The organism is Pseudomonas sp. EA_65y_Pfl2_P74 (assembly GCF_963970575.1).
GTDB classification, from domain to species: Bacteria; Pseudomonadota; Gammaproteobacteria; order Pseudomonadales; family Pseudomonadaceae; genus Aquipseudomonas; species Aquipseudomonas baetica_A.
The window spans coordinates 1-20,357 of the sequence record NZ_CAXAOQ010000031.1 but is presented as its reverse complement, the minus strand read 5'-3'; the positions used below and the strand labels follow the sequence as shown (position 1 = coordinate 20,357).

16 protein-coding genes and 1 pseudogene are annotated in these 20,357 nt (G+C 58.1%); 10 read left to right on the top strand and 7 right to left on the bottom strand.

Annotated elements, in window-relative coordinates:
- Positions 1 to 159 precede the first annotated feature (159 nt).
- From lepB to lptF, 4 genes are all read right to left on the bottom strand, one after another.
- Positions 160 to 1,014: a signal peptidase I gene (lepB, locus tag AACY18_RS22360; protein ID WP_339432102.1), complete on the bottom strand. Its 855-nt coding sequence runs from the start codon at positions 1,012 to 1,014 to the stop codon at positions 160 to 162.
- Positions 1,015 to 1,023: 9 nt separating this feature from the next.
- Positions 1,024 to 2,820, bottom strand: coding sequence for a translation elongation factor 4 (gene lepA / locus AACY18_RS22355; protein ID WP_339432101.1), 1,797 nt, complete (start codon positions 2,818 to 2,820; stop codon positions 1,024 to 1,026).
- Positions 2,821 to 2,992: 172 nt separating this feature from the next.
- Positions 2,993 to 4,054, bottom strand: coding sequence for an LPS export ABC transporter permease LptG (lptG, locus tag AACY18_RS22350; protein WP_339432100.1), 1,062 nt, complete (start codon positions 4,052 to 4,054; stop codon positions 2,993 to 2,995).
- The gene (lptF, locus tag AACY18_RS22345; protein WP_221729917.1) at positions 4,047 to 5,168 is read right to left on the bottom strand and encodes an LPS export ABC transporter permease LptF; all 1,122 of its coding nucleotides are present in this window, start codon (positions 5,166 to 5,168) and stop codon (positions 4,047 to 4,049) included. The genes lptG and lptF overlap by 8 nt, the downstream gene beginning before the upstream one ends.
- A gap of 308 nt (positions 5,169 to 5,476) precedes the next feature.
- Here lptF and AACY18_RS22340 point away from each other — a divergent pair, with 308 nt between their 5' ends.
- The 5 genes from AACY18_RS22340 to rlmF all read left to right on the top strand — a co-directional run bounded on the left by AACY18_RS22340 (position 5,477) and on the right by rlmF (position 12,075).
- Positions 5,477 to 6,967, top strand: a complete 1,491-nt coding sequence (locus tag AACY18_RS22340) for a leucyl aminopeptidase (RefSeq protein WP_339432099.1) — start codon at positions 5,477 to 5,479, stop codon at positions 6,965 to 6,967.
- A gap of 60 nt (positions 6,968 to 7,027) precedes the next feature.
- Entirely contained in the window at positions 7,028 to 7,456 is a 429-nt protein-coding gene (locus tag AACY18_RS22335; protein WP_339466155.1) for a DNA polymerase III subunit chi, read from the top strand.
- 8 nt (positions 7,457 to 7,464) lie between these two features.
- Positions 7,465 to 7,860, top strand: coding sequence for a DNA polymerase III subunit chi (locus AACY18_RS22330; RefSeq protein ID WP_339432098.1), 396 nt, complete (start codon positions 7,465 to 7,467; stop codon positions 7,858 to 7,860).
- A 201-nt stretch (positions 7,861 to 8,061) separates the two neighbouring features.
- Positions 8,062 to 10,908, top strand: a complete 2,847-nt coding sequence (locus AACY18_RS22325) for a valine--tRNA ligase (protein ID WP_339466154.1) — start codon at positions 8,062 to 8,064, stop codon at positions 10,906 to 10,908.
- A gap of 147 nt (positions 10,909 to 11,055) precedes the next feature.
- Positions 11,056 to 12,075, top strand: a complete 1,020-nt coding sequence (gene rlmF, locus AACY18_RS22320) for a 23S rRNA (adenine(1618)-N(6))-methyltransferase RlmF (protein WP_339432096.1) — start codon at positions 11,056 to 11,058, stop codon at positions 12,073 to 12,075.
- Positions 12,076 to 12,261: 186 nt separating this feature from the next.
- Here rlmF and AACY18_RS22315 read toward each other — a convergent pair whose 3' ends face one another.
- Positions 12,262 to 12,543 carry an HU family DNA-binding protein gene (locus AACY18_RS22315; protein ID WP_003221909.1) on the bottom strand — a complete coding sequence of 94 codons (282 nt, stop codon included), beginning with the start codon at positions 12,541 to 12,543 and terminating at the stop codon, positions 12,262 to 12,264.
- A 396-nt stretch (positions 12,544 to 12,939) separates the two neighbouring features.
- Between AACY18_RS22315 and AACY18_RS22310 the strand changes: the two are divergent.
- The 5 genes and pseudogenes from AACY18_RS22310 to AACY18_RS22290 all read left to right on the top strand — a co-directional run.
- Positions 12,940 to 13,224: pseudogene (locus tag AACY18_RS22310) on the top strand (nucleoid-associated protein); the annotation flags it as partial.
- A gap of 134 nt (positions 13,225 to 13,358) precedes the next feature.
- A complete protein-coding gene (locus AACY18_RS22305; RefSeq protein ID WP_339466152.1) occupies positions 13,359 to 14,507 on the top strand; it encodes a tyrosine-type recombinase/integrase in 1,149 nt (382 codons plus the stop codon).
- A complete protein-coding gene (locus AACY18_RS22300) occupies positions 14,507 to 16,186 on the top strand; it encodes a hypothetical protein (RefSeq protein WP_339466150.1) in 1,680 nt (559 codons plus the stop codon). Before AACY18_RS22305 ends, AACY18_RS22300 begins: the two co-directional genes overlap by 1 nt.
- Positions 16,183 to 18,063, top strand: a complete 1,881-nt coding sequence (locus AACY18_RS22295; protein ID WP_339466149.1) for an integrase — start codon at positions 16,183 to 16,185, stop codon at positions 18,061 to 18,063. The genes AACY18_RS22300 and AACY18_RS22295 overlap by 4 nt, the downstream gene beginning before the upstream one ends.
- Entirely contained in the window at positions 18,060 to 18,482 is a 423-nt protein-coding gene (locus AACY18_RS22290) for a TetR family transcriptional regulator (RefSeq protein ID WP_339466147.1), read from the top strand. The genes AACY18_RS22295 and AACY18_RS22290 overlap by 4 nt, the downstream gene beginning before the upstream one ends.
- Here the strand turns inward: AACY18_RS22290 and yejK are convergent.
- Both yejK and AACY18_RS22280 read right to left on the bottom strand, forming a co-directional pair.
- Positions 18,468 to 19,469 (bottom strand): nucleoid-associated protein YejK, encoded by a 1,002-nt coding sequence (gene yejK, locus AACY18_RS22285; RefSeq protein WP_339466145.1) that lies wholly within the window; start codon positions 19,467 to 19,469, stop codon positions 18,468 to 18,470. The two genes, AACY18_RS22290 and yejK, sit on opposite strands and share 15 nt — an antisense overlap.
- A 331-nt stretch (positions 19,470 to 19,800) precedes the next feature.
- Positions 19,801 to 20,127, bottom strand: coding sequence for a hypothetical protein (locus AACY18_RS22280; RefSeq protein ID WP_339466144.1), 327 nt, complete (start codon positions 20,125 to 20,127; stop codon positions 19,801 to 19,803).
- Between the last annotated feature and the right edge of the window lie 230 nt (positions 20,128 to 20,357).

The window sequence follows — 20,357 nt, the reverse complement described above, 5'->3', positions numbered from 1 at the left end:
CGCTGAGATCAAAGCTGGATTCCACCGCCATCGCCGGGGTACGGCGCAGGTCTGGGACAATTAACGCTGTGTTCAAAAATTACATCCTGACTATTACGAAGCCGATTGTGTCGACTCCAGAAATGCATTCGGCGCTGTGGTCAACAGCGCCGTGTGTGATTACTTGATCAGGCCTACCCGCGAGAAATTCGGCAGGTGGCTGAGTTTCGGTTCCGGCCAGCTCATCCAGACTGCAAAGGCCTTGCCGACGATATTCTGGTCGGGAACCATGCCCAACATGTCCTTGGGAATGTTGGGATCATCCCAGTAGCGACTGTCGTTCGAGTTGTCGCGGTTGTCGCCCATCATGAAGTAGTGCCCGGCCGGCACGGTCCACGAATGATCCGGGGTCGCGCGGTAGCGGCTCATTTCCTTGCGGATCAAGTGCTCGGCGGCGCCGAGTTTTTCCTGGTAGAGCTCAGCGCTGCCCAGGGTGCCCGGCTCGGAGCCAACCAACTGCTCGGCAATCGATTCGCCGTTGACGAACAGACGCTTGTCAGCGGTGTAACGCACGGTGTCGCCCGGCAGGCCGACTACACGCTTGATGTAGTTGACGCTCGGGTCGCTTGGGTAGCGAAACACCATCACATCGCCCCGCTGCGGATCACCGACTTCGATGATTTTCTTGTCGATCACCGGCAGGCGGATCCCGTAAGAAAACTTGTTCACCAGAATGAAGTCACCGACATCCAGGGTCGGTTTCATCGAACCGGACGGGATCTGGAACGGCTCCACCAGGAACGAACGCAGCACCAGCACGATGAACAACACCGGGAAGAACGACTTGCCGTATTCCACCAGCAGCGGCTCTTTGTTCAGTTTTTCGACCACCACCACATCGGGCTCGCCGACACTGCCTTGATAAGAGGCAATGGCAGCGCGTCGACGCGGCGCGAGGATCAACAGATCAAGCAACGCCAACAGGCCGCAGACGAACACGGCGATGACCAGCAACAGCGGGAAATTTAGTGACATAGGACCTGACTATTCCAACCTGAGCACGGCAAGGAAGGCTTCTTGTGGAATTTCCACGTTGCCGACCTGCTTCATGCGTTTCTTACCGGCCTTTTGCTTCTCGAGCAGTTTCTTCTTACGGCTGACGTCACCACCGTAGCATTTGGCCAATACGTTCTTTCTGAGCGCCTTGACGGTTGTCCGTGCAACGATCTGACCGCCAATGGCGGCCTGGATGGCCACGTCGAACATCTGTCGCGGAATCAGTTCTTTCATCTTCTCGGTCAACTGGCGACCTTTGTAGTGCGAGTTGTCACGGTGCACGATCAACGCCAGAGCATCGACCTTGTCGCCGTTGATCAGCACGTCCAGTTTCACCAGATTAGCCGATTGGTAACGATCGAAATGGTAGTCCAGCGAAGCATAGCCGCGGCTGGTGGATTTGAGACGGTCGAAGAAGTCCAGGACCACTTCGTTCATCGGCAGGTCATAAGTGACTTGCACCTGATTACCGAGGAACAGCATGTCGACCTGTACACCGCGTTTCTCGATGCACAGGGTGATGACGTTGCCCAGGTGTTCTTGCGGAACCAGGATGTTGGCACGCACGATCGGCTCGCGCATGTCTTCGATGGCCGAGACATCCGGCAGCTTGGAGGGGTTGTCGACGTAAATCGTTTCACCGGTTTTGAGCACCAGTTCGAAGATTACCGTCGGCGCCGTGGTGATCAGGTCCAGGTTGTACTCGCGCTCCAGGCGCTCCTGGATGATCTCCATGTGCAGCATGCCGAGGAAGCCGCAACGGAAGCCGAAGCCCAGTGCGTCAGAGCTTTCCGGGGTGTATTGCAGCGACGAGTCGTTGAGGGTCAGCTTCTGCAGCGCTTCGCGGAAATCTTCGAAATCGTCGGAGCTGACCGGGAACAGACCGGCGTAAACCTGTGGCTGGATGCGTTTGAAGCCCGGCAGTACCGGAACATCCGGGGTGGAGCTGAGGGTCAGGGTGTCACCGACCGGGGCACCGTGGATGTCCTTGATGCTGGCGATGATGAAGCCCACTTCGCCGGCCTTCAGGTCAACCGTGGCGGTGTGTTTCGGATTGAACACGCCGACGCTGTCGACCAGGTGGATCTTGCCGGTGGATTTCACCAGAATCTTGTCGCCCTTCTTCACACGGCCGTGGCGCACGCGAACCAGGGAGACAACGCCCAGATAGTTGTCGAACCAGGAATCGATGATCAACGCCTGCAGCGGATCTTCGATGTTGCCGGTCGGCGCAGGAATGGTGTGCACCAGACGCTCGAGCACTTCGTCGACACCCAGACCGGTCTTGGCGCTGCAGGTGACGGCGTCGGCGGCGTCGATGCCGATGATCTTCTCGATCTCGTCCTTGACGCGTTCCGGTTCGGCCTGTGGCAGGTCGATCTTGTTCAGGACCGGCATGACCTCAAGGCCCTGCTCGATCGCGGTGTAGCAGTTGGCCACGGACTGGGCTTCAACACCTTGACCGGCATCGACCACCAGCAAGGCACCTTCACACGCCGCAAGGGAACGGCTGACTTCATAGGTGAAGTCGACGTGGCCAGGGGTGTCAATGAAGTTCAGCTGGTAGGTGACGCCATCTTTGGCTTTGTAATAGAGGGTAACGCTGTGGGCCTTGATGGTGATCCCGCGTTCACGCTCCAGATCCATGGAATCCAGTACCTGGGCTTCCATTTCACGCTCGGCCAGGCCGCCGCACATCTGGATAAAGCGATCGGCCAGCGTCGACTTGCCATGGTCAATGTGGGCGATGATGGAGAAATTGCGGATATGACTCAAATCACTCACGGATCAACACTCAAAAAGGCTGCAGGCTTGGCCCGCCGAAAAATAGCCGGGAATTGTACCTGATACACGGCGCAAGCGTCACGTTCACCTGTCACCCGGATTGCATACAAAAACGCCCCGATCGGTTGATCGAGGCGTTTTCAGGGTTAAACGGCGGATGAAAGCTTGTTCATCAACCCGCTCGTCGCAGCAGCCAGACACCGGCCAGCGCACAGACTCCGGCCGGCACCAGCACCGCAAACAGCGGTGAGAAACCGAACACCAGGCTCGATGGGCCGAGCAAATCCTGAACGATGCGGAAGGTGAAGCCGACCAGCACGCCAGTGAAGACACGCTGCCCCAGGGTCACCGAACGCAGCGGGCCGAAGATGAAGGAAATGGCCATCAATACCAGTGCGGCGGTGACCAATGGCTGCAACACCTTGACCCAAAATGCCAGCCAGTAACGGCCGTTGCTCAGGCCCTGCTCCGCCAGATAGTGGATGTAACCCCACAGGCCGGTGATTGACAGCGATTCCGGAGCCATGACCACTGTGCTCAGCAATTGCGGGCTCAGGGACACATCCCAACGCTCAGTGGGCGTGTTTACAACCTCGGTGCTGCGGTCATGGAAAACGGTGGTTGCAACGTCGGTGAGCTCCCAGTGATCTTTATCGAACTCGGCCTTTTTGGCGAAGCTCGAACTCAGAAGATGGCGCTCTTTGTCAAAGCGATAGCGCGTCACGCCATACAACAGGCCATTGGGTTGAACGGCGTTGATGTGAATGAACTCTTCACCCTGGCGGTGCCACATACCGTGCTTGGCGCTTTGCGCGTCGCCACTGCCCTGAGCCAGCGAGCGGTTGGCCTGGGCCATGCTTTCGGTGGCAGGGGCTATGTACTCACCGATCAGCACGCCGGCCAGCATCAGCACCAGCATTGGCTTCATCACCGCCCAGACGATCCGGCCGATGGACACGCCGGCGGCGCGCATCACGGTCAGCTCACTGCTGCTGGCCAGACTGCCGAGGCCGATCAGGCAACCAATCAACGCTGCCATCGGCAGCATTTCATAGAGCCGGCGTGGCGCGGTCAGCAAAACGAACCCCAGGACATCAACCAGGGTGTAGGTATCGCTGACGTCGCCCATCTCATCGATAAAGGCGAACAGGGTCGCCAGACCGAGAATGATTGCCAGCACGGCGATGATCGCCATGAAGACGCTGCTGCCGATATAGCGGTCGAGTTTAACCACGAGCCACCTCCAGTGCAGCGGCGCGACGGCTGGCCATCTTCAGGCGCAACGGCTCCCAGTACAGCAGGCCGATACCGATGAACAGGAAGATCGCATGCACCCACCACAAGCCGAGGGCGGGTGGAATCTTGCCTTTTTCAAGGGCGCCGCGGGCGGCAATCAGGATGGTCAGGTAAGCCATATAAAGAAGAATCGCCGGCAGCAACTTGAGGAAACGCCCTTGACGCGGGTTGACTCGCGACAGCGGCACCGCCATCAGGGTCACGATAAACACCAGCAACGGCAGGGACAGACGCCATTGCAGTTCGGTTTTGGAGCGGATGTCGTCATTGCCCAGCAAGGTCGATGTCGGCATCGCATCGCGGTCAGTGACTTCTTCGCTGACGTCCGGCTTGGGCAGCAAAACACCATAGGTTTCGTAATGGATGGCGCGGTAATCGGCCAGCCCTGGGCTGCCGTCATAACGATAGCCGTCTTCGAGAATCAGATAGCGATTGCCGTCAGGACGAACTTCCTGACGGCCCTTCTCGGCCACCAGTACGGAAATCCCGCGATCCTTCTGATCGGCGCCGAGGTTCTTCTGCGAGATAAACACGCTGCCCAGATTGACGCGGTCATCGCTCAGCGTTTCGGTGTAGGTCACGCGGGTGCCGTCACGCAGCGCCTGGAAGCGACCTGGCTCGAGCGTATCGAATTCGGTAAGCGCGTCCTGCTTGTTGAGCAGCAACTGGAACTGGTTGGCACCTTGCGGGGCCAGGCCCAGGCTCAGCCATGCCACGACCAGTGCAACCAGGGTGGCCGGAAACAGCGTGATGCGAAACAGCTTCTGCTGGCTCATGCCGGTGGCCGAGAGCACGGTCATTTCGCTTTCGAGGTACAGGCGACCGTAGGCCAGCAGGATCCCGAGGAACAGGCCCAGCGGCAGAATCAGTTGCATGAACCCCGGCAGACGATAGCCCATGATCAGGAACAGAGAACCCGGATCGAGCTGGCCGGCAGCGGCCTGAGCGAGGTATTTGATGAAGCGACCGCTCATGATGATGACCAGCAGCACAGCACTCACAGCGCTGAGGGTCAACAGGACTTCGCGGGACAGATAACGGAAGACGATCAAACCAGACACTCCAGGGTTGTCAGGCTAAGGCGGCCAAACAAGCAAACACATCAACCGGCCCGCAAGGCAGAGCCGTCGAAAAAAGATGCGGCATTATCCTGTGATTGAGGGCGCCTGTCACTGCGCACACTCATCCGCGCGTGCAATCGGTTGAAGATCGTACAACCGAGGGTTGTCAGGCGCGGTGAGCGAGGTTCAAACTGCGGCCCTTGTCGCAGGCCTTGGCCTGCGCCTCTTCTATCTATAAGCAGGCGACTGCGAACACCGTCGAACGCCTGTGTGTTGATCATTCATTCAGGGATCCGGACATGGAACTGGTTGTAAAAAGCGTTAGCCCAGAAACGTTGAAAACCGCCACCCTGGTGGTTGCCGTCGGTGAAGGCCGCAAGCTCGGCGTCGCCGCCAAGCAGCTCGATGAACTGAGCGGCGGCGCGATCAGCGCGGTACTCAAGCGTGGCGATCTGGCCGGCAAAGTCGGCCAAAGCCTGCTGCTGCACAGCCTGCCGAACCTCAAAGCCGAGCGCGTGCTGCTGGTCGGTGTGGGCAAGGATGAAGAACTGGGCGACCGCCCGCTGCGCAAAATCGTTGCCGGCATCCTCAACACGCTGAAGGGCCTGGGCGGCAGTGATGCCGTACTGGCGCTGGATGAAATCATTGTCAAAAACCGCGACAGCTACGGCAAAACCCGTCTGCTGGCAGAAACCCTGCTGGACGGCGAATACACCTTCGACCAGTTCAAGAGCCAGAAAGCCGAACCCCGCGCCCTGAAGAAAATCACCCTGCTGACCATCAAGGCTGCCCAGGCCGAAGTGCAGCGCGCCGTGACTCACGCGACTGCGATCGCGAACGGCATGGCCTTTACCCGTAATCTGGGCAACCTGCCGCCGAACATCTGCCACCCGACGTTCCTCGGCGAGCAAGCCAAGGATCTGGGCAAAGCGTTCAAGGATCTGAAAGTCGAAGTCCTCGACGAGAAGAAGATCAAGGCGCTGGGCATGGGTTCGTTCTACGCCGTCGGCCAGGGCAGCGCCCAACCGCCGCGCCTGATCGTCATGCAATACAACGGCGGCAAGAAATCCGAGAAGCCATACGCACTGGTCGGCAAAGGCATCACCTTCGACACCGGCGGTATCAGCCTGAAGCCGGGCGCCGGCATGGACGAAATGAAGTACGACATGGGCGGTGCTGCCAGCGTCTTCGGCACCCTGCGTGCCGTGCTCGAGTTGAAACTGCCGATCAACCTGGTGTGCATCCTCGCCTGCGCCGAAAACATGCCGAGCGGCAATGCCTCGCGTCCGGGCGACATCGTCACCACCATGAGCGGCCAGACCGTGGAAATCCTCAACACCGACGCCGAAGGCCGTCTGGTGCTGTGCGACGCCCTGACCTACTCCGAGCGCTTCAAGCCGCAAGCGGTGATCGACATCGCCACCCTGACCGGCGCCTGCGTCGTGGCGCTGGGTGCACACACTTCCGGCCTGCTGGGCAACAACGACGAACTGATCGAGCAACTGCTCAGCGCCGGCAAAACGGCCGACGACCGTGCCTGGCAACTGCCGCTGTTCGATGAGTATCAAGAGCAACTGGACAGCCCGTTCGCCGACATCGCCAACATTGGTGGCCCAAAGGCCGGCACCATCACGGCAGCTTGCTTCCTGTCGCGATTCACCAAGAACCTCAACTGGGCGCACCTGGACATCGCCGGCACCGCGTGGACCAGCGGCGGCAAGGACAAGGGCGCCACCGGCCGCCCGGTGCCACTGCTGACCCAGTACCTGCTCGATCGCGCCAAAGCCTGAAACCGCTGACGGGCGGCGGCGTCACTTTCAGGTGACGCCGTTTGCCGCTCTGGAACCGCAATGACCAAAGTCGACTTTTATATCCTGCCCAGCGCCGATCCTTCGGCTCGTCTGGACTTTGCCTGCAAGCTCACTGAAAAAGCCTGGCGCATGGGCCACCGCATCTACCTGCATTGCAGCGATGCCGCTCAGCGTGACGATCTAGATGCTCGCTTGTGGGCGTTCAAGGGCGAAACCTTCGTGCCCCACGGCCCGGCCGACAGCGAACCTGACGGTTTGATCGTGCTGGGACTGGGCTCTGACTGCGGCGAGCATCAGGACCTGCTGGTCAATCTCGACCTGAAAGTCCCGACTTTCGCCAGCAAATTCGCCCGGGTGGCGGAAGTGGTGGTGGAGGACCCAACCATACGGGCGGCTGCGCGGGAGAGTTTCCGTTTCTACCGCGAACAGGGCTATCCTCTGCAAGATCACCGTTTACAGCGACTCTGAGCATTGCGATGGACACTCCAAAACCGCAGCAAAAGTCCGCACACCTGCTGGACGATCTTGAATCAATCCGCCAGTTGCTCGGCGATGACAACCTGCAGCCACCGCTGCTGACCGACACGGTCGACGACGGTGAACAGGAACAGATTCCGATGTTGTTCGACTCAGCCGGCACCCAGCCGCCAGCCGTCGAACCGCCACCGGCTCCCTCTGCGACACCTGCCGCGCAACCTTCGGCGACCCTCGACAAAGGCCCGGATGCCCTGCTGCACCTGGACAGCGAACTGCGCGCCGCCGCACAGTTGATCATGCAAGACGTGATCGACGACTTCGCTCCCCACATCGAAACCGAGATCAAACGTCGCCTCGATGCGCGAATGGAACGGCTTTTGAGCCAATACGAATAACCACAAATCCCCTGTGGGAGCGGGCTTGCTCGCGAATGCGGTGTATCGGCCAGTGATGAGGGCGCCTGACACACCGCATTCGCGAGCAAGCCCCCTGTCACATTTGAAACGCACACCACCCTCCCCCGCTCGCCCTCGGCCCCATGCCCCGCTATACTTCCCGGCTTTTCCTGAATAAATGCCAATAGGGTCCCGCCGCGCATGGATAAGACCTACCAGCCGCACGCCATTGAAACTTCCTGGTACAACACCTGGGAGTCCGAGAACTATTTCGCACCGCAAGGCGCGGGCGATTCCTACACCATCATGATCCCGCCGCCGAACGTCACCGGCAGCCTGCACATGGGGCACGGTTTCAACAACGCGATCATGGACGCCCTGATCCGTTTCCGCCGCATGCAGGGTCGCAACACCCTGTGGCAGCCGGGCACCGACCACGCCGGTATCGCCACGCAGATGCTGGTGGAGCGTCAACTGGAAGCCACCGGTCAGAACCGTCATGACCTGGGCCGCGAAAAATTCCTCGAGAAAGTCTGGGAGTGGAAGGATCAGTCCGGTGGCAACATCAGCCGTCAGATCCGCCGCCTCGGCTCATCCGTGGACTGGAGCCGCGAGCGCTTCACCATGGACGACGGTCTCTCGGAAGCGGTCAAAGAAGCCTTTGTGCGCCTGCACGAGGACGGCCTGATCTACCGCGGCAAGCGTCTGGTCAACTGGGACACCAAGCTGCACACGGCGATTTCCGACCTCGAAGTGGAAAACCACGACGAGAAAGGCTTCCTGTGGAACCTCAAGTACCCGCTGGCCGACGGCGCGAAAACCGCTGAAGGCAACGATTTCCTGATCGTCGCGACCACCCGTCCGGAAACCATGCTCGGCGACTCCGCCGTCGCGGTTAACCCGAACGATGAGCGCTACAAAGCCCTGATCGGCCAGTTTGTCGAGCTGCCACTGGTTGGCCGCCGCATCCCGATCATCGCCGACGATTACTGCGATCCTGAATTCGGCACCGGTTGCGTGAAAATCACCCCGGCCCACGATTTCAACGACTACGAAGTCGGCAAGCGCCACAACCTGCCGCTGCTGAACATCTTCGACAAGAACGCCGCCGTACTGCCGGCCTGTCAGGTGTTCAACCTCGACGGCACGCTGAACGAAAGCATCGACGGCAAGATCCCGGCTGAATACGTCGGTCTCGACCGTTTCGAAGCGCGCAAACAAATCGTTGCTGCGTTCGACGCCGCCGGCCTGCTGGTCAGCGTTGACGACCACAACCTGAAAGTGCCCAAAGGCGACCGTTCGGGCACCGTGATCGAGCCGTGGCTGACCGACCAATGGTACGTTTCCACCAAGCCTTTGGCCGAGCCTGCGATTGCTGCCGTTGAAGACGGTCGCATCCAGTTCGTGCCGAAACAGTACGAAAACATGTACTTCTCCTGGATGCGCGACATCCAGGACTGGTGCATCAGCCGTCAGCTGTGGTGGGGCCACCGCATTCCAGCCTGGTACGACGAATCGGGCAAGGTCTACGTCGGCCGCGACGAAGCCGAAGTGCGCGCCAAGCACAACCTTGGCCCGGACGTGGCGCTGCAACAGGACAACGACGTGCTCGACACCTGGTTCAGTTCCGGTCTGTGGACGTTCTCCACGCTGGGCTGGCCTGAGCAGACCGAATTCCTGAAGAAATTCCACTCCACCGACGTACTGGTGACGGGTTTCGACATCATTTTCTTCTGGGTGGCCCGGATGATCATGATGACCATGCACTTGATGAAGAACGAGGACGGCACGCCGCAAGTGCCGTTCAAGACCGTTTATGTGCACGGTCTGGTGCGCGATGGCCAGGGCCAGAAGATGTCCAAGTCCAAGGGCAACGTCCTTGACCCACTGGACATCATCGACGGCATCGACCTGGAAACGCTGGTGCACAAACGCACCTCGGGCCTGATGCAGCCAAAACTGGCGAAGAAGATCGAGAAGCAGACCCGCGACGAGTTCGCCGACGGCATCGCCAGCTATGGCACCGACGCACTGCGCTTCACCTTCTGCTCGCTGGCCTCGACCGGTCGCGACATCAAGTTCGACATGGGCCGCGTCGAAGGCTATCGCAACTTCTGCAACAAGATCTGGAACGCCGCGCGTTATGTTCTGGACAAGGGCGAAGACTGCGGCCAGAACGGCGAGGCCTACGAGCTGTCGCTGGCGGATCGCTGGATCATCTCGCAACTGCAACGCACCGAAGCCGAAGTCACCCGTCAACTGGATCAGTTCCGTTTCGACCTCGCCGCGCAAGCGCTGTACGAGTTCATCTGGAACCAGTACTGCGACTGGTATCTGGAATTGTCCAAGCCTGTGCTGTGGGACGAAAACGCTCCGGTTGAACGTCAGCGCGGCACCCGTCGCACGCTGGTGCGCGTACTGGAAGTGGCGCTGCGTCTGGCGCACCCGTTCATGCCGTTCATCACTGAAGAAATCTGGCAGCGCATCGCGCCGCTGGCCGGTATTCAGGGCAAGACGATCATGCTGCAACCTTGGCCAGTGGCCAATGAAGAGCGCATCGATCCGGCTGCCGAGAGCGACATCGAGTGGCTCAAGGAGCTGATGCTCGGCACGCGTAACATCCGTGGCGAAATGAACATCGGCCCGGGCAAGCCACTGCCGATCTACCTGAAGAACGTCAGCGCCGAAGACCAGCGCCGTTTGACCGAGAACGAAGCGCTGCTCAAGAAGCTCGCGCGTCTGGAATCGATCACCGTTCTGGCCGCTGGCGAAGAAGCACCGCTGTCCGCCACCGCGCTGGTCGGCGAGATGGAAGTGCTGGTGCCAATGGCCGGCCTGATCGACAAGGCTGCTGAACTGGCGCGTCTGGACAAGGAAATCCTGCGCCTGCAGGGCGAAGTCCAGCGGGTTGGCGGCAAGCTGTCCAACGCAGGTTTCGTCGACAAGGCCCCGGCCGAAGTCATCGACAAGGAACGCACCAAACTGGCGGAAGCGGAACAGGCTTTGGGCAAGTTGGCTGAGCAACGCGCGCGGATTGCCAGTTTGTAACGGCACATCGCAATGAAAAAGGGAGGCCACATTGGCCTCCCTTTTTTATTTCTGCAGCACGATACCCCTCCCACAGTTTGAACGGTGTTGTCTTTAGATGTGGGACAATAGCCGCCACTTTCAGCCATACCCGAATCGACCACACCCATGAACGCCCCCCGCCCCCCGAAACCTGCGCGCAAGAAGCCTGAATCCGCGACCCCGGCCAAAGCCGTTGAGCCGCGTGAAAAGGCCAGCCTGCACCCGCGCAATCGCCATCAGGGTCGTTACGACTTCCCGGCACTGATCAAAACCACGCCGGAACTGGCGAAGTTCGTGATCATCAACCCGTACGGCAAGGAAAGCATCGACTTCGCCAATCCCGATGCAGTGCGCGTGTTCAACCGGGCGCTGCTCAAGTCGTTCTACGGCATTGAGCATTGGGACATTCCGGCGGACTACCTCTGCCCCCCGGTGCCGGGCCGTGCCGATTACGTGCACTTCCTCGCTGACCTGCTGGCCAGCATGAACGACGGCAAGGTGCCACGCGGTGCGATCGTCAACGTGCTGGACATCGGCATGGGCGCCAACTGCGTTTATCCGCTGATCGGCAACAGCGAATACCGCTGGCACTTCCTCGGTTCTGAAATCGATCCGACCGCCGTGGCGGCTGCCAAGGCTATCGTCCAGTCCAACGACCTGAACAAGGTCATCAAGCTGCGCCAGCAGGAGAACCGCAAGCACATCCTGATTGGTCTGCTGGAGCCGGGTGAGCGCTTTGACCTGACCATGTGCAACCCGCCGTTCCATGCCTCGATGGATGAAGCGACCAAGGGCAGCGAGCGCAAATGGCGTGCGCTGGGCCGCGCTGATCCGAAACGCAAATTGCCGGTGCTGAACTTCGGCGGCCAGTCGGCGGAGTTGTGGTGTGAGGGCGGCGAAGCACGCTTCGTGACGCAACTGATCGCCGAGAGCGCGAACTTCCAGCACAAAGTGCTGTGGTTCAGCACCCTTGTTTCGAAAGCCTCGAACCTGCCCGCCATAGAGACAGCGCTGAAAAAGGCCGGCGCGCTGGAAAGCCAGGTGGTGGAAATGTCCCAAGGGCAGAAACAGAGCCGCTTCGTCGCGTGGACCTTCCAGACCAAATCCGAGCAGCAGATCTGGCGCCGCGAGCGCTGGACGCGCTAACACTGCTCAACTTGTGGGAGCGGGCTTGCTCGCGAATGCGGTGGATCAGTCAATAAACATGTCGACTGACACTGCCCTTTCGCGAGCAAGCCCGTTCCCACATTTGATTTATGGTGTCAGTAAAAAACGGACACAAAAAAACCGTGCCCGGATTGCTCCGGTGCACGGTTTTTTTATCGCTGCGTCTTACTTGTTCACAGCGTCGGTCAGGCCTTTGGCCACAACCAGCTTGATCACTTTCTTGGCAGGGATTTCGATGGCAGCGCCAGTCGAAGGGTTACGGCCAGTGCGGGCAGGACGCTCGGTCACTTTCAGCTTGCCAATACCTGGCAAGGTGATTTCGCCGCCGTTTTCCAGCTGATCAGCAACGATTTGGCCCAGTTGGTCCAGAGCGTTACGCGCGGTGGTTTTCGGCGCGTCGATAGCTTCAGCGATGTCGGCGATCAGTTGGTCTTTAGTAAGAGCCATGTAGTGTTCCTTCCCTATCAAATTCATATGGATTGCAGAGTGCAGTGTCAGCCATCGAGCCCGATCTTCTGGATCTGGCACCCTCGGCGATAACCACGACGAGTCGGGGTTATAGATACCGAAATCAGGGTTTGGTTCGACCTGACAAATGCTGAATGCACGCTTAACGCAGTGACTTCGCGTAAGACCGGGCAAAACTAGCACAGAGGCGGGGAAATATCCGCTTCTAGCTACCCATTTGGTCAGCTTTATTGCTCTAAATCGGCAAAAAACTGCATAACCACCTTCGAGCCCCCCGGTTTTGCCCTTCAGCCCGCGCCAAAACCAGTGGTTGCGGTACACTGGGCGCTTTTTCGGGGGAGCCTGCCCTCCTCCCTTCCAACAGCCGAGAAGCCCATGCCGATCCGTCATTGCATCGTCCACCTGATCGACAAAAAACCCGACGGCACGCCCGCAGTTCTGCACGCCCGTGACTCTGAACTGGCTGAGTCCGCGGCCATCGAGAACATGCTCGCCGACCTCAACGAGAGCTATAACGCCAAACAAGGCAAAGCCTGGGGCCTGTTCCATCCGGAATCCGGTGCATTCCCGTTCAGCGGCTGGCTGAAGGAATACATGGAGGGCGCTCACGACTTCACCGCGTTCAGCAAAGTCGCGGTCGAACATCTGCAAAAGCTGATGTTCTGGCACCTAGAGAACGTTAAATATTTGTGCTATGCCATACAGACATTTAGAAGCTCAGGCGCTTCAAAGGCTGCTTAAGGCCCCTTAGCTCTACCTGAGACCACGATAGGCGCCAATGTTGGGGGCCATCCATGGAACTTGTTTGGGCTACTGAGGATTTGGTGATCGCCGGGCAACCCCATCCAGGGTTTCCTATTCTGCTTTGGAACTCGATGGAGAGCTGCGCCCCCGCTAATCAGTTCTTCCGTCACTATCTGCTTCGTGCAGCCATTGGTTCCAAGCGATCCTGGCCAAGTACCGGACGCGCACTGTACGACTTCTTCAGCTTTCTTGAAGCCCATGACATTGGCTGGGTTGACGTAGAGCGTGGCGAGGCAAAAAGCCTTGTGGCGGCCTATCGAGACTATTGCTTAACGACATGCAAGCTGGCACCGAACAGCACTCGCCAACGCTTGACTTACATCTGCAAGTTCTATGAATACGCACTGGAGGAGGGTTGGGTGAAACGCCTACCCTTTGCGTACGAAGAGCGCATCGTACGAAGTCAAGAAACCTTCCTTGAACATGTCGGCTCCAGCGGTGGCAAGACCATGGTAAACGACGTGATGCCGCGTAGCTACAAAGCCCTGCCCAAGTTTTTGTGCATGCATGAAATCAAGTCGCTCTTGGCCGCTGCTGAAAATCCCCATCATCGAATGATGATACGCCTCGCGTTGCACTCGGGCCTACGCCGCGAGGAAATCGCAGCCTTCCCACTGGCCTATGTTTTCGATCCAGACAAGGTGCGTGGAACCGAGCGTAACCTGCGCATTTGTCTCGACCCCTTCGACGGAAATGGCATGGTGACGAAAGGCAGCAAGCCGCGAACAATTTATCTGAGCCGCACGTTCATGGCCGAACTCTACCGCTACGTGATGAAGGTGCGTGGCGAGCGCGTTTCACCGAGCAAGCCTCCTCAAAAAGCGCTATTTCTCAATCAGTTCGGAGAGCCTTACGCCGAGGACGGCAAGAGCCTTAACCGGATCATCAACGAAACCGGTAAACGGGTTGGCATTAGGGTCCATACGCATATCCTCAGACACACCTACGCTACGCACACGCTGGTCAGCCTTCAGCGAAACCCCGCGAACGGGCTGGATCCTCTTGTATTCCTACAGCGACAACTTGGTCACAGCTCGATTCAGACGACTATGGTGTACCTGCATCTGATCAACGAAATGGCCGACGAAGCCGTACTGGCCTATGACGAGGAGTTGAACACACTAGCAGGGACAGCCTGATGCGTAAGCGCAAGGTATTTGTGAGTACCGACCTCAGCGTTCCCCAAGTCGAACACCGCCACGACTCGGCCGGCAATGTGGTCATCCTTCCCCAGGCTATCCCTGCGAGTAACACTATCGTCGAGTTTGGAAGGAATACGTCCAAGAGCCGTACCTTCGACTTTGCTCACTGGTACGGCGTCGGAATTGATTCCATCGCCTACGCATGTCAGCGCCAAATAGAACGCTTCCTAGCCGGCCAAGATGGCACCATCGCCACCACTACCGTGGCGGGCTACTGCGTAAATGGACTGCGCAACTTCCTGGACTGTTGCATGCTCCGGGCAGCCGCTTTTGGCCGTGACTTACTGTTGAGCGACATAAACCGAGACTTGATCGACGGTTACCTAGGTCATCTGGCGGGGCTAGGTGTCGCAACAACGTCTCAAAAGACGCTTTATACGCAAACTAAGCCGGTACTACTTGCCTTGGGGCTACGTGGGCTGATTCCTCTGATCGCCTCCGGCGATATGGCCACCTTTCCGAGCACGCCCTTCCCGAATAGTAACCACAAGTTCAAGAGCGAGACTGCATTAACCAACAGAGAACGACAAGCCTTCACTGCGGCATTGCGGCAAGCCATCAAGCCGATATGGACGGACGGCGTGTCTGTAACCGGCGAGCTGCTGGCATTCGCACTGTTGGTTGTTGCGCTGCACACCGGGCGTAATAACACGCCACTCTTGGAAATGGGCCGTAACTGCCTACGCCCGCACCCGAAAGATGACACCGTATTCCTGGTTCTGTGGAAGCGGCGAGGATACAACACCAGCAAGGTGGCCCTCCGCGCAGAGTCGGACGTCGAACGCCATCTTGAATCCACGCCGAGCGTAAGAACCAGCGTGGAACGTCTGATTCGTCGTGTGATGGTCCTGACCGAACCTCTGGATACGGAGGCTCCGGCCGACCTCAAGGGCCGTGTATGGCTGTATCGTACTCGCGCCTCGAAAAGTGTCGGCAACGTCACAGCGTTGAATTCATCAGCGGTGGCGGTCGCGGTAACTCGACTTGTAGCTAGATATAGCCTGACCGACAGCGATGGAGAGCCGCTGCGCATCAACATCTCACGCCTGCGCAAGACGTTCGCCAGCGGTATCTTCGAGCTGACCGGCGGAGACGCTGCAACCACCGCCGCAGCACTCGGAAACACCCTACAGATCACCGACCAACACTATTTAGCGCCCAGTGAAGACTCCCGTCGCAACTGGCAGTTCATGGGAGAGATATTGGTGCAGGAGTTATTGACTCGGACCATCGGTACAACCTATCGAGACACTCCCATGGGACGCTGCGCCGACCCGGAGAACGGCCAGTACGCTCCTAAGCGAGAGGGTGCGACTTGCATGAACTTCATCAACTGCCTGCGCTGCAAGCACTACGCGGTGACCGCCGAAGATTTGTACAAACTGTTCAGTTTCTACTTCCGCGTGCTGGCCGAACGCTCGCGCATGGATAAAAGGCTCTGGGCACGGGAATACGCTCACATTCCCCGCTTAATCGATCACTACATCATTGACGAAGGGCTGAGGCGCGGCACTTTCAGAGTCGCAGCGGTGGAGGCCGCGCGTGAGCATGCTCGCACCCAACCACATCCGTTTTGGTCGATTGATCTGATCGAAAGCCTGGAGGTATTTGCATGAATGACAACCTTCTAGCAGTACTGTCCTGGGACGCCTATACAGCCCAACCTAGCGATGTGCGTGGACTCCACGAGCGCGACACCTTGATCATTAGCGCGACCCAAGTCGATGGGCTGTGGGTTATCCTCAGCCGGTATGGTGACGACATCTGGCAGCTCGACGGCTTCACCAGCAATGTGCCAGCTTGCCAGAAACGATTGGATTTCAACCTCGTACCAATGGCGTTTCGAGCGGTTATGAAAGCGATGTTGTACCGCTATCTACGACGTGGGCGACGAGGAGGCACGCGGCCTAAAGGCAGCTCGATGAAGGCTCTCTTCCATGATGCAATGCCATTTTTACGTCATCTGGAGGTGCTTAAGCTCAATCATATGGGCGCGGTGACCCCAATGGTTTGCGCAGCCTTTGTGAATACCTGCAAGGCGCACCGGCAAACCAGCCGATACAGTGGTAAGCCACTGACGCAAAGGGGACTGGAGAATAGCCTCAAGGCCGTCGAAGCGCTTTATGAACTTAGTCAGTACACCGAAGACCGAATACCAACGCATCCCTGGCCTGAGACTTCCGCAAAGGCATTGGCGGGGCTCACCGGTTTTGGTGCCCAAGAAAGCAAAACGCCCCTGATTCCCGATGATGTGTTCTGCACCCTATTCGAGCGAGCCTACCAGCACGTCGAGCGCGGTCAACAATTACTTGACCTTCGCGATGCTCTTGATGCCCTCACGGTGCAGCGAAAGGGGAAATCATACACAACAGTCAATGTCGCAAAGAACCGACACCTAGAGGCCCAGGCTTGGAAGGGTGGCCTGAAGACACTCAACAAAGCACTCATTGATCTGCGTACGTCCTGTTATATCGTTATGGCCAGCACCTCTGGTTGCCGCAACCACGAGCTGGCGAACATACAATCGGGTTCGCACTTGCGGACCCAAGACAATCAGGGCACGGTCTATCACTGGATGCGCTCACGCTCGGACAAGACCGATGCGGGCATCCATCAATGGATGATACCTGAGGCAGCCGTACGCGCGCTGCGACTGATGGAGCGCTGGGCCATGCCATATCAGGCCATGATCACCGCCGAACTCCAGAAGCGACGCCGGTCCAACCCGCATGATCCGCAGATCGTCGAGACAAGCAAGCACCGCCATGCGCTCTTCCTCGGTGTAGCTCTGGGAGGCGATCAAGTACGCACAGTTTGCAACGCTACTTGGAACTTTTACCTGAAGGAATTCGCCAAGGAGTGTGGGCTCAGCTGGAACCTCACCAGCCACCAGTTCCGCCGCAAGTTCGCCAACTATGCCGCGCATAGCCGCTTCGGTGACTTGCGCTATCTCAAAGAACATTACGCGCATTGGACGCTGGACATGACCTTAGGCTACAGCATGGACGACAGTTGGGGGCAGCATTTGGATCTTGAGATGTATACCGATATTCAGGCCGAGCTGGATAATATCAAGCTCAGCGTGGTAGGCGACTGGCTCGGTAAGTCGCCTCTGGCCGGGGGCTATGGCCGCACCCTCAAGCAGTGGCAACGAGAGCCGCAGAACTTGCTGATATTTAAGGATCATGCCTCAATGCTGAAGTCTATTGCCGAGAGCACTGCAATTCGTAGCAATGGACATGCTTGGTGCACGGCGGACAATGACGGTTGTGTTGGCAATACCCTTGAGCGCACCCGATGCAGCAGCTGCAACAATGCCGTGATCGGGCACAGACACACGGCGATCTATCAGCGGCTCTACAATGATCTGAAAGGGCTGCTGCATTGCCCAGACATTGGTGACGGAGGTCGCCAGCGCGTTGAGCGCGACCTGATTCGATGTCGCGATGTACTAACACGGCTGGGAGTGCCGCCGGAGACTTTGATCGCATGAAGCCCAAAAACAAGGCAACCCACTACAAACCGGCTGAGGATCGCGAAAAGGATCTGCGGCTCGCGCTTTATCGCATCCAGAAAGGACGCACCCACTCCGGGGAAACCAAGATTACCATCGCCGCAGTCGCCCGCGAGGCAGGCGTATCAACAGCGCTGATCCACAACTACTACCCAAAAGTTGCTGAGGCTATCCGCGAAGCTCAGGGACGCTCTAGTCGCATGGTTCGTGATATGAAACATCACGACTTGATTGCTGAGCGCAAGAGATCCGCAGCCTGCCGACATGAGATAGAAGAACTGCGGGCCAAAATCGCTAGTCTCGCTTCCCTCAACGAAATGCTATTGGACGAGAACCGTGTGCTCAAAGCCAAGGTGAGCGACCGCAGGGTGACAGATCTGGGTTCAGCGGCGTTTTAACTGATCAATGAGTTGAGTTGGCAAGCCCTTAATGATCAATGTACCGGCTGCTTCGTCGTATTCAATCTTTTCGCCCAGTAAGTGCGCCTCGAAGCTGATCGACAGCCCTTCGGCACGCCCGGTGAAGCGGCGGAATTGGTTCAGGGTGCGTTTGTCGGCCGGAATCTCTGGCGACAAACCATAGTCACTGTTTCGGATGTGATCGTAGAACGCCTGTGGGCGGTCCTCGTCAATCAGGCTGGAGAGCTCTTCGAGAGTCACTGGCTCGCCAAGCTTGGTTTGTGTGGTGGCGTAGTCGACCAGGGTCTGGGTCTTCTCCCGCGCGGACTCCTCTGGCAGGTCCTCTTTTTCGACATAGTCGCTGAAGGCCTTCAGCAGAGTACGGGTCTCGCCCGGGCCGTCGACTCCCTCCTGGCAGCCGATGAAGTCGCGGAAGTACTCTGAGACCTTCTTGCCGTTCTTGCCCTTGATGAACGAGATGTACTGCTTGGAGTTATGGTTGTTCTTCCACTCCGACAGGTTTATCCGCGCCGCCAAGTGCAACTGGCCGAGATCCAGATGGCGTGACGGGGTCACGTCCAGCTCGGCATTCACCGCTACCCCTTCGCTGTGGTGCAGCAGAGCGATGGCGAGATATTCGGTCATTCCTTGCTGGTAGTGGGCAAACAGCACATGGCCGCCGGTGGAGAGGTTGGACGCCTCCATCAGCGTCTGCAAATGCTTTATGGCCACGCGGCTGAAGCTAGTGAAATCCTGGCTACCGTCCAAATACTCTTTCAACCAGCCGCTGAACGGGTACGCGCCGGACTCGGGATGGAAGAACCCCCAAGCCTTGCCTTGCTTAGCGTTATAGCTGTCGTTGAGGTCAGCCAGCAGGTTCTCGATGGCGGTCGACTCGGCAAGCTCGGAGTCGCGGGCGTGGAGAACAGCAGGTGTTCCGTCGGGCTTTTTGTCGATCAGATGAACAATGCAATGACGGATAGGCATTAGAGCGCTTCCTGTATAGGGAGTTATTAAGAGAATCTTCACAGAGTAGACCGACGGAAGCGTTGCTTTTTAGCGCGGTATTCACCGACAGCGCAAGACGAATTGCGCCAACTACCATGGGACATGGTCGGTAACTTTACTGTACCAGCGGACATCCTGCTGCCGAGGATGACCTCATGATTTCTATTCATAAATAGATGCAACTGAATGACCGTTCAGGAAGTAAGTGATCATGGTGAGCATGATCCTTCTTCCGCTGAAGCACCGCTCAGAAAATACTGAACGACGTTGCTCTGATATCTAGGGGGACATGCTTCTCAGACTATTCTGGTTATTCAGCGTATTCGACCATTTGATCAACAGCGTCTAGGAGCTGCTCAAGCGCTTCGCAACCCTCGTCCCGGCGCATGAGGAATTCCACGGCGTCTTTTGCATCGAATCGAAAAGGCTCGGTAATCAAGACAGCTCTGAAGAACGTATTCGCCAAGACCATTCCCCCTTGATTTAGCGCTTGCTCTACTTCCTCCCCATTCAGCCTCTCGAAAAAAGTCGACAGCACAGCCGTCGCTAGCGGTCTCATGTCGATGGATGAATAGGACGATTCCCAATGCCAGCGCCCTTTGGAGGGACAGAACGTAGGGCTATCATCGTCAAGCATGTAGTTCCAGTAGCTGCTTTTCCACATCCACTGGGGCGGAAGCGGCGTTTTTCAAGGTTGTTGTCGCGTCGCCGTCTAACTATGCCGCTCTTTTCTCGGTCTGCTGCTGCTGCCGATCCGGGTTCAACATCACAGTGCCCATCGGCTCCCAGTTTCTTGTCTGGCCAGACCAGCGTTCCGGGCATTTCTCCCGAGCTTGCTCGTACAGCTCATGACGCCGAGCCAGGATC

Excerpts from the sequence above, each read along its gene's own strand:
- lepB (WP_339432102.1), bottom strand. The coding sequence starts at position 1,014 with ATGTCACTAAATTTCCCGCTGTTGCTGGTCATCGCCGTGTTCGTCTGC.
- AACY18_RS22340 (WP_339432099.1), top strand. The coding sequence starts at position 5,477 with ATGGAACTGGTTGTAAAAAGCGTTAGCCCAGAAACGTTGAAAACCGCC.
- AACY18_RS22335 (WP_339466155.1), top strand. The coding sequence starts at position 7,028 with ATGACCAAAGTCGACTTTTATATCCTGCCCAGCGCCGATCCTTCGGCT.
- AACY18_RS22330 (WP_339432098.1), top strand. The coding sequence starts at position 7,465 with ATGGACACTCCAAAACCGCAGCAAAAGTCCGCACACCTGCTGGACGAT.
- AACY18_RS22325 (WP_339466154.1), top strand. The coding sequence starts at position 8,062 with ATGGATAAGACCTACCAGCCGCACGCCATTGAAACTTCCTGGTACAAC.
- rlmF (WP_339432096.1), top strand. The coding sequence starts at position 11,056 with ATGAACGCCCCCCGCCCCCCGAAACCTGCGCGCAAGAAGCCTGAATCC.
- AACY18_RS22315 (WP_003221909.1), bottom strand. The coding sequence starts at position 12,543 with ATGGCTCTTACTAAAGACCAACTGATCGCCGACATCGCTGAAGCTATC.
- AACY18_RS22305 (WP_339466152.1), top strand. The coding sequence starts at position 13,359 with ATGGAACTTGTTTGGGCTACTGAGGATTTGGTGATCGCCGGGCAACCC.
- AACY18_RS22300 (WP_339466150.1), top strand. The coding sequence starts at position 14,507 with ATGCGTAAGCGCAAGGTATTTGTGAGTACCGACCTCAGCGTTCCCCAA.
- AACY18_RS22295 (WP_339466149.1), top strand. The coding sequence starts at position 16,183 with ATGAATGACAACCTTCTAGCAGTACTGTCCTGGGACGCCTATACAGCC.
- AACY18_RS22290 (WP_339466147.1), top strand. The coding sequence starts at position 18,060 with ATGAAGCCCAAAAACAAGGCAACCCACTACAAACCGGCTGAGGATCGC.
- yejK (WP_339466145.1), bottom strand. The coding sequence starts at position 19,469 with ATGCCTATCCGTCATTGCATTGTTCATCTGATCGACAAAAAGCCCGAC.
- AACY18_RS22280 (WP_339466144.1), bottom strand. The coding sequence starts at position 20,127 with ATGCTTGACGATGATAGCCCTACGTTCTGTCCCTCCAAAGGGCGCTGG.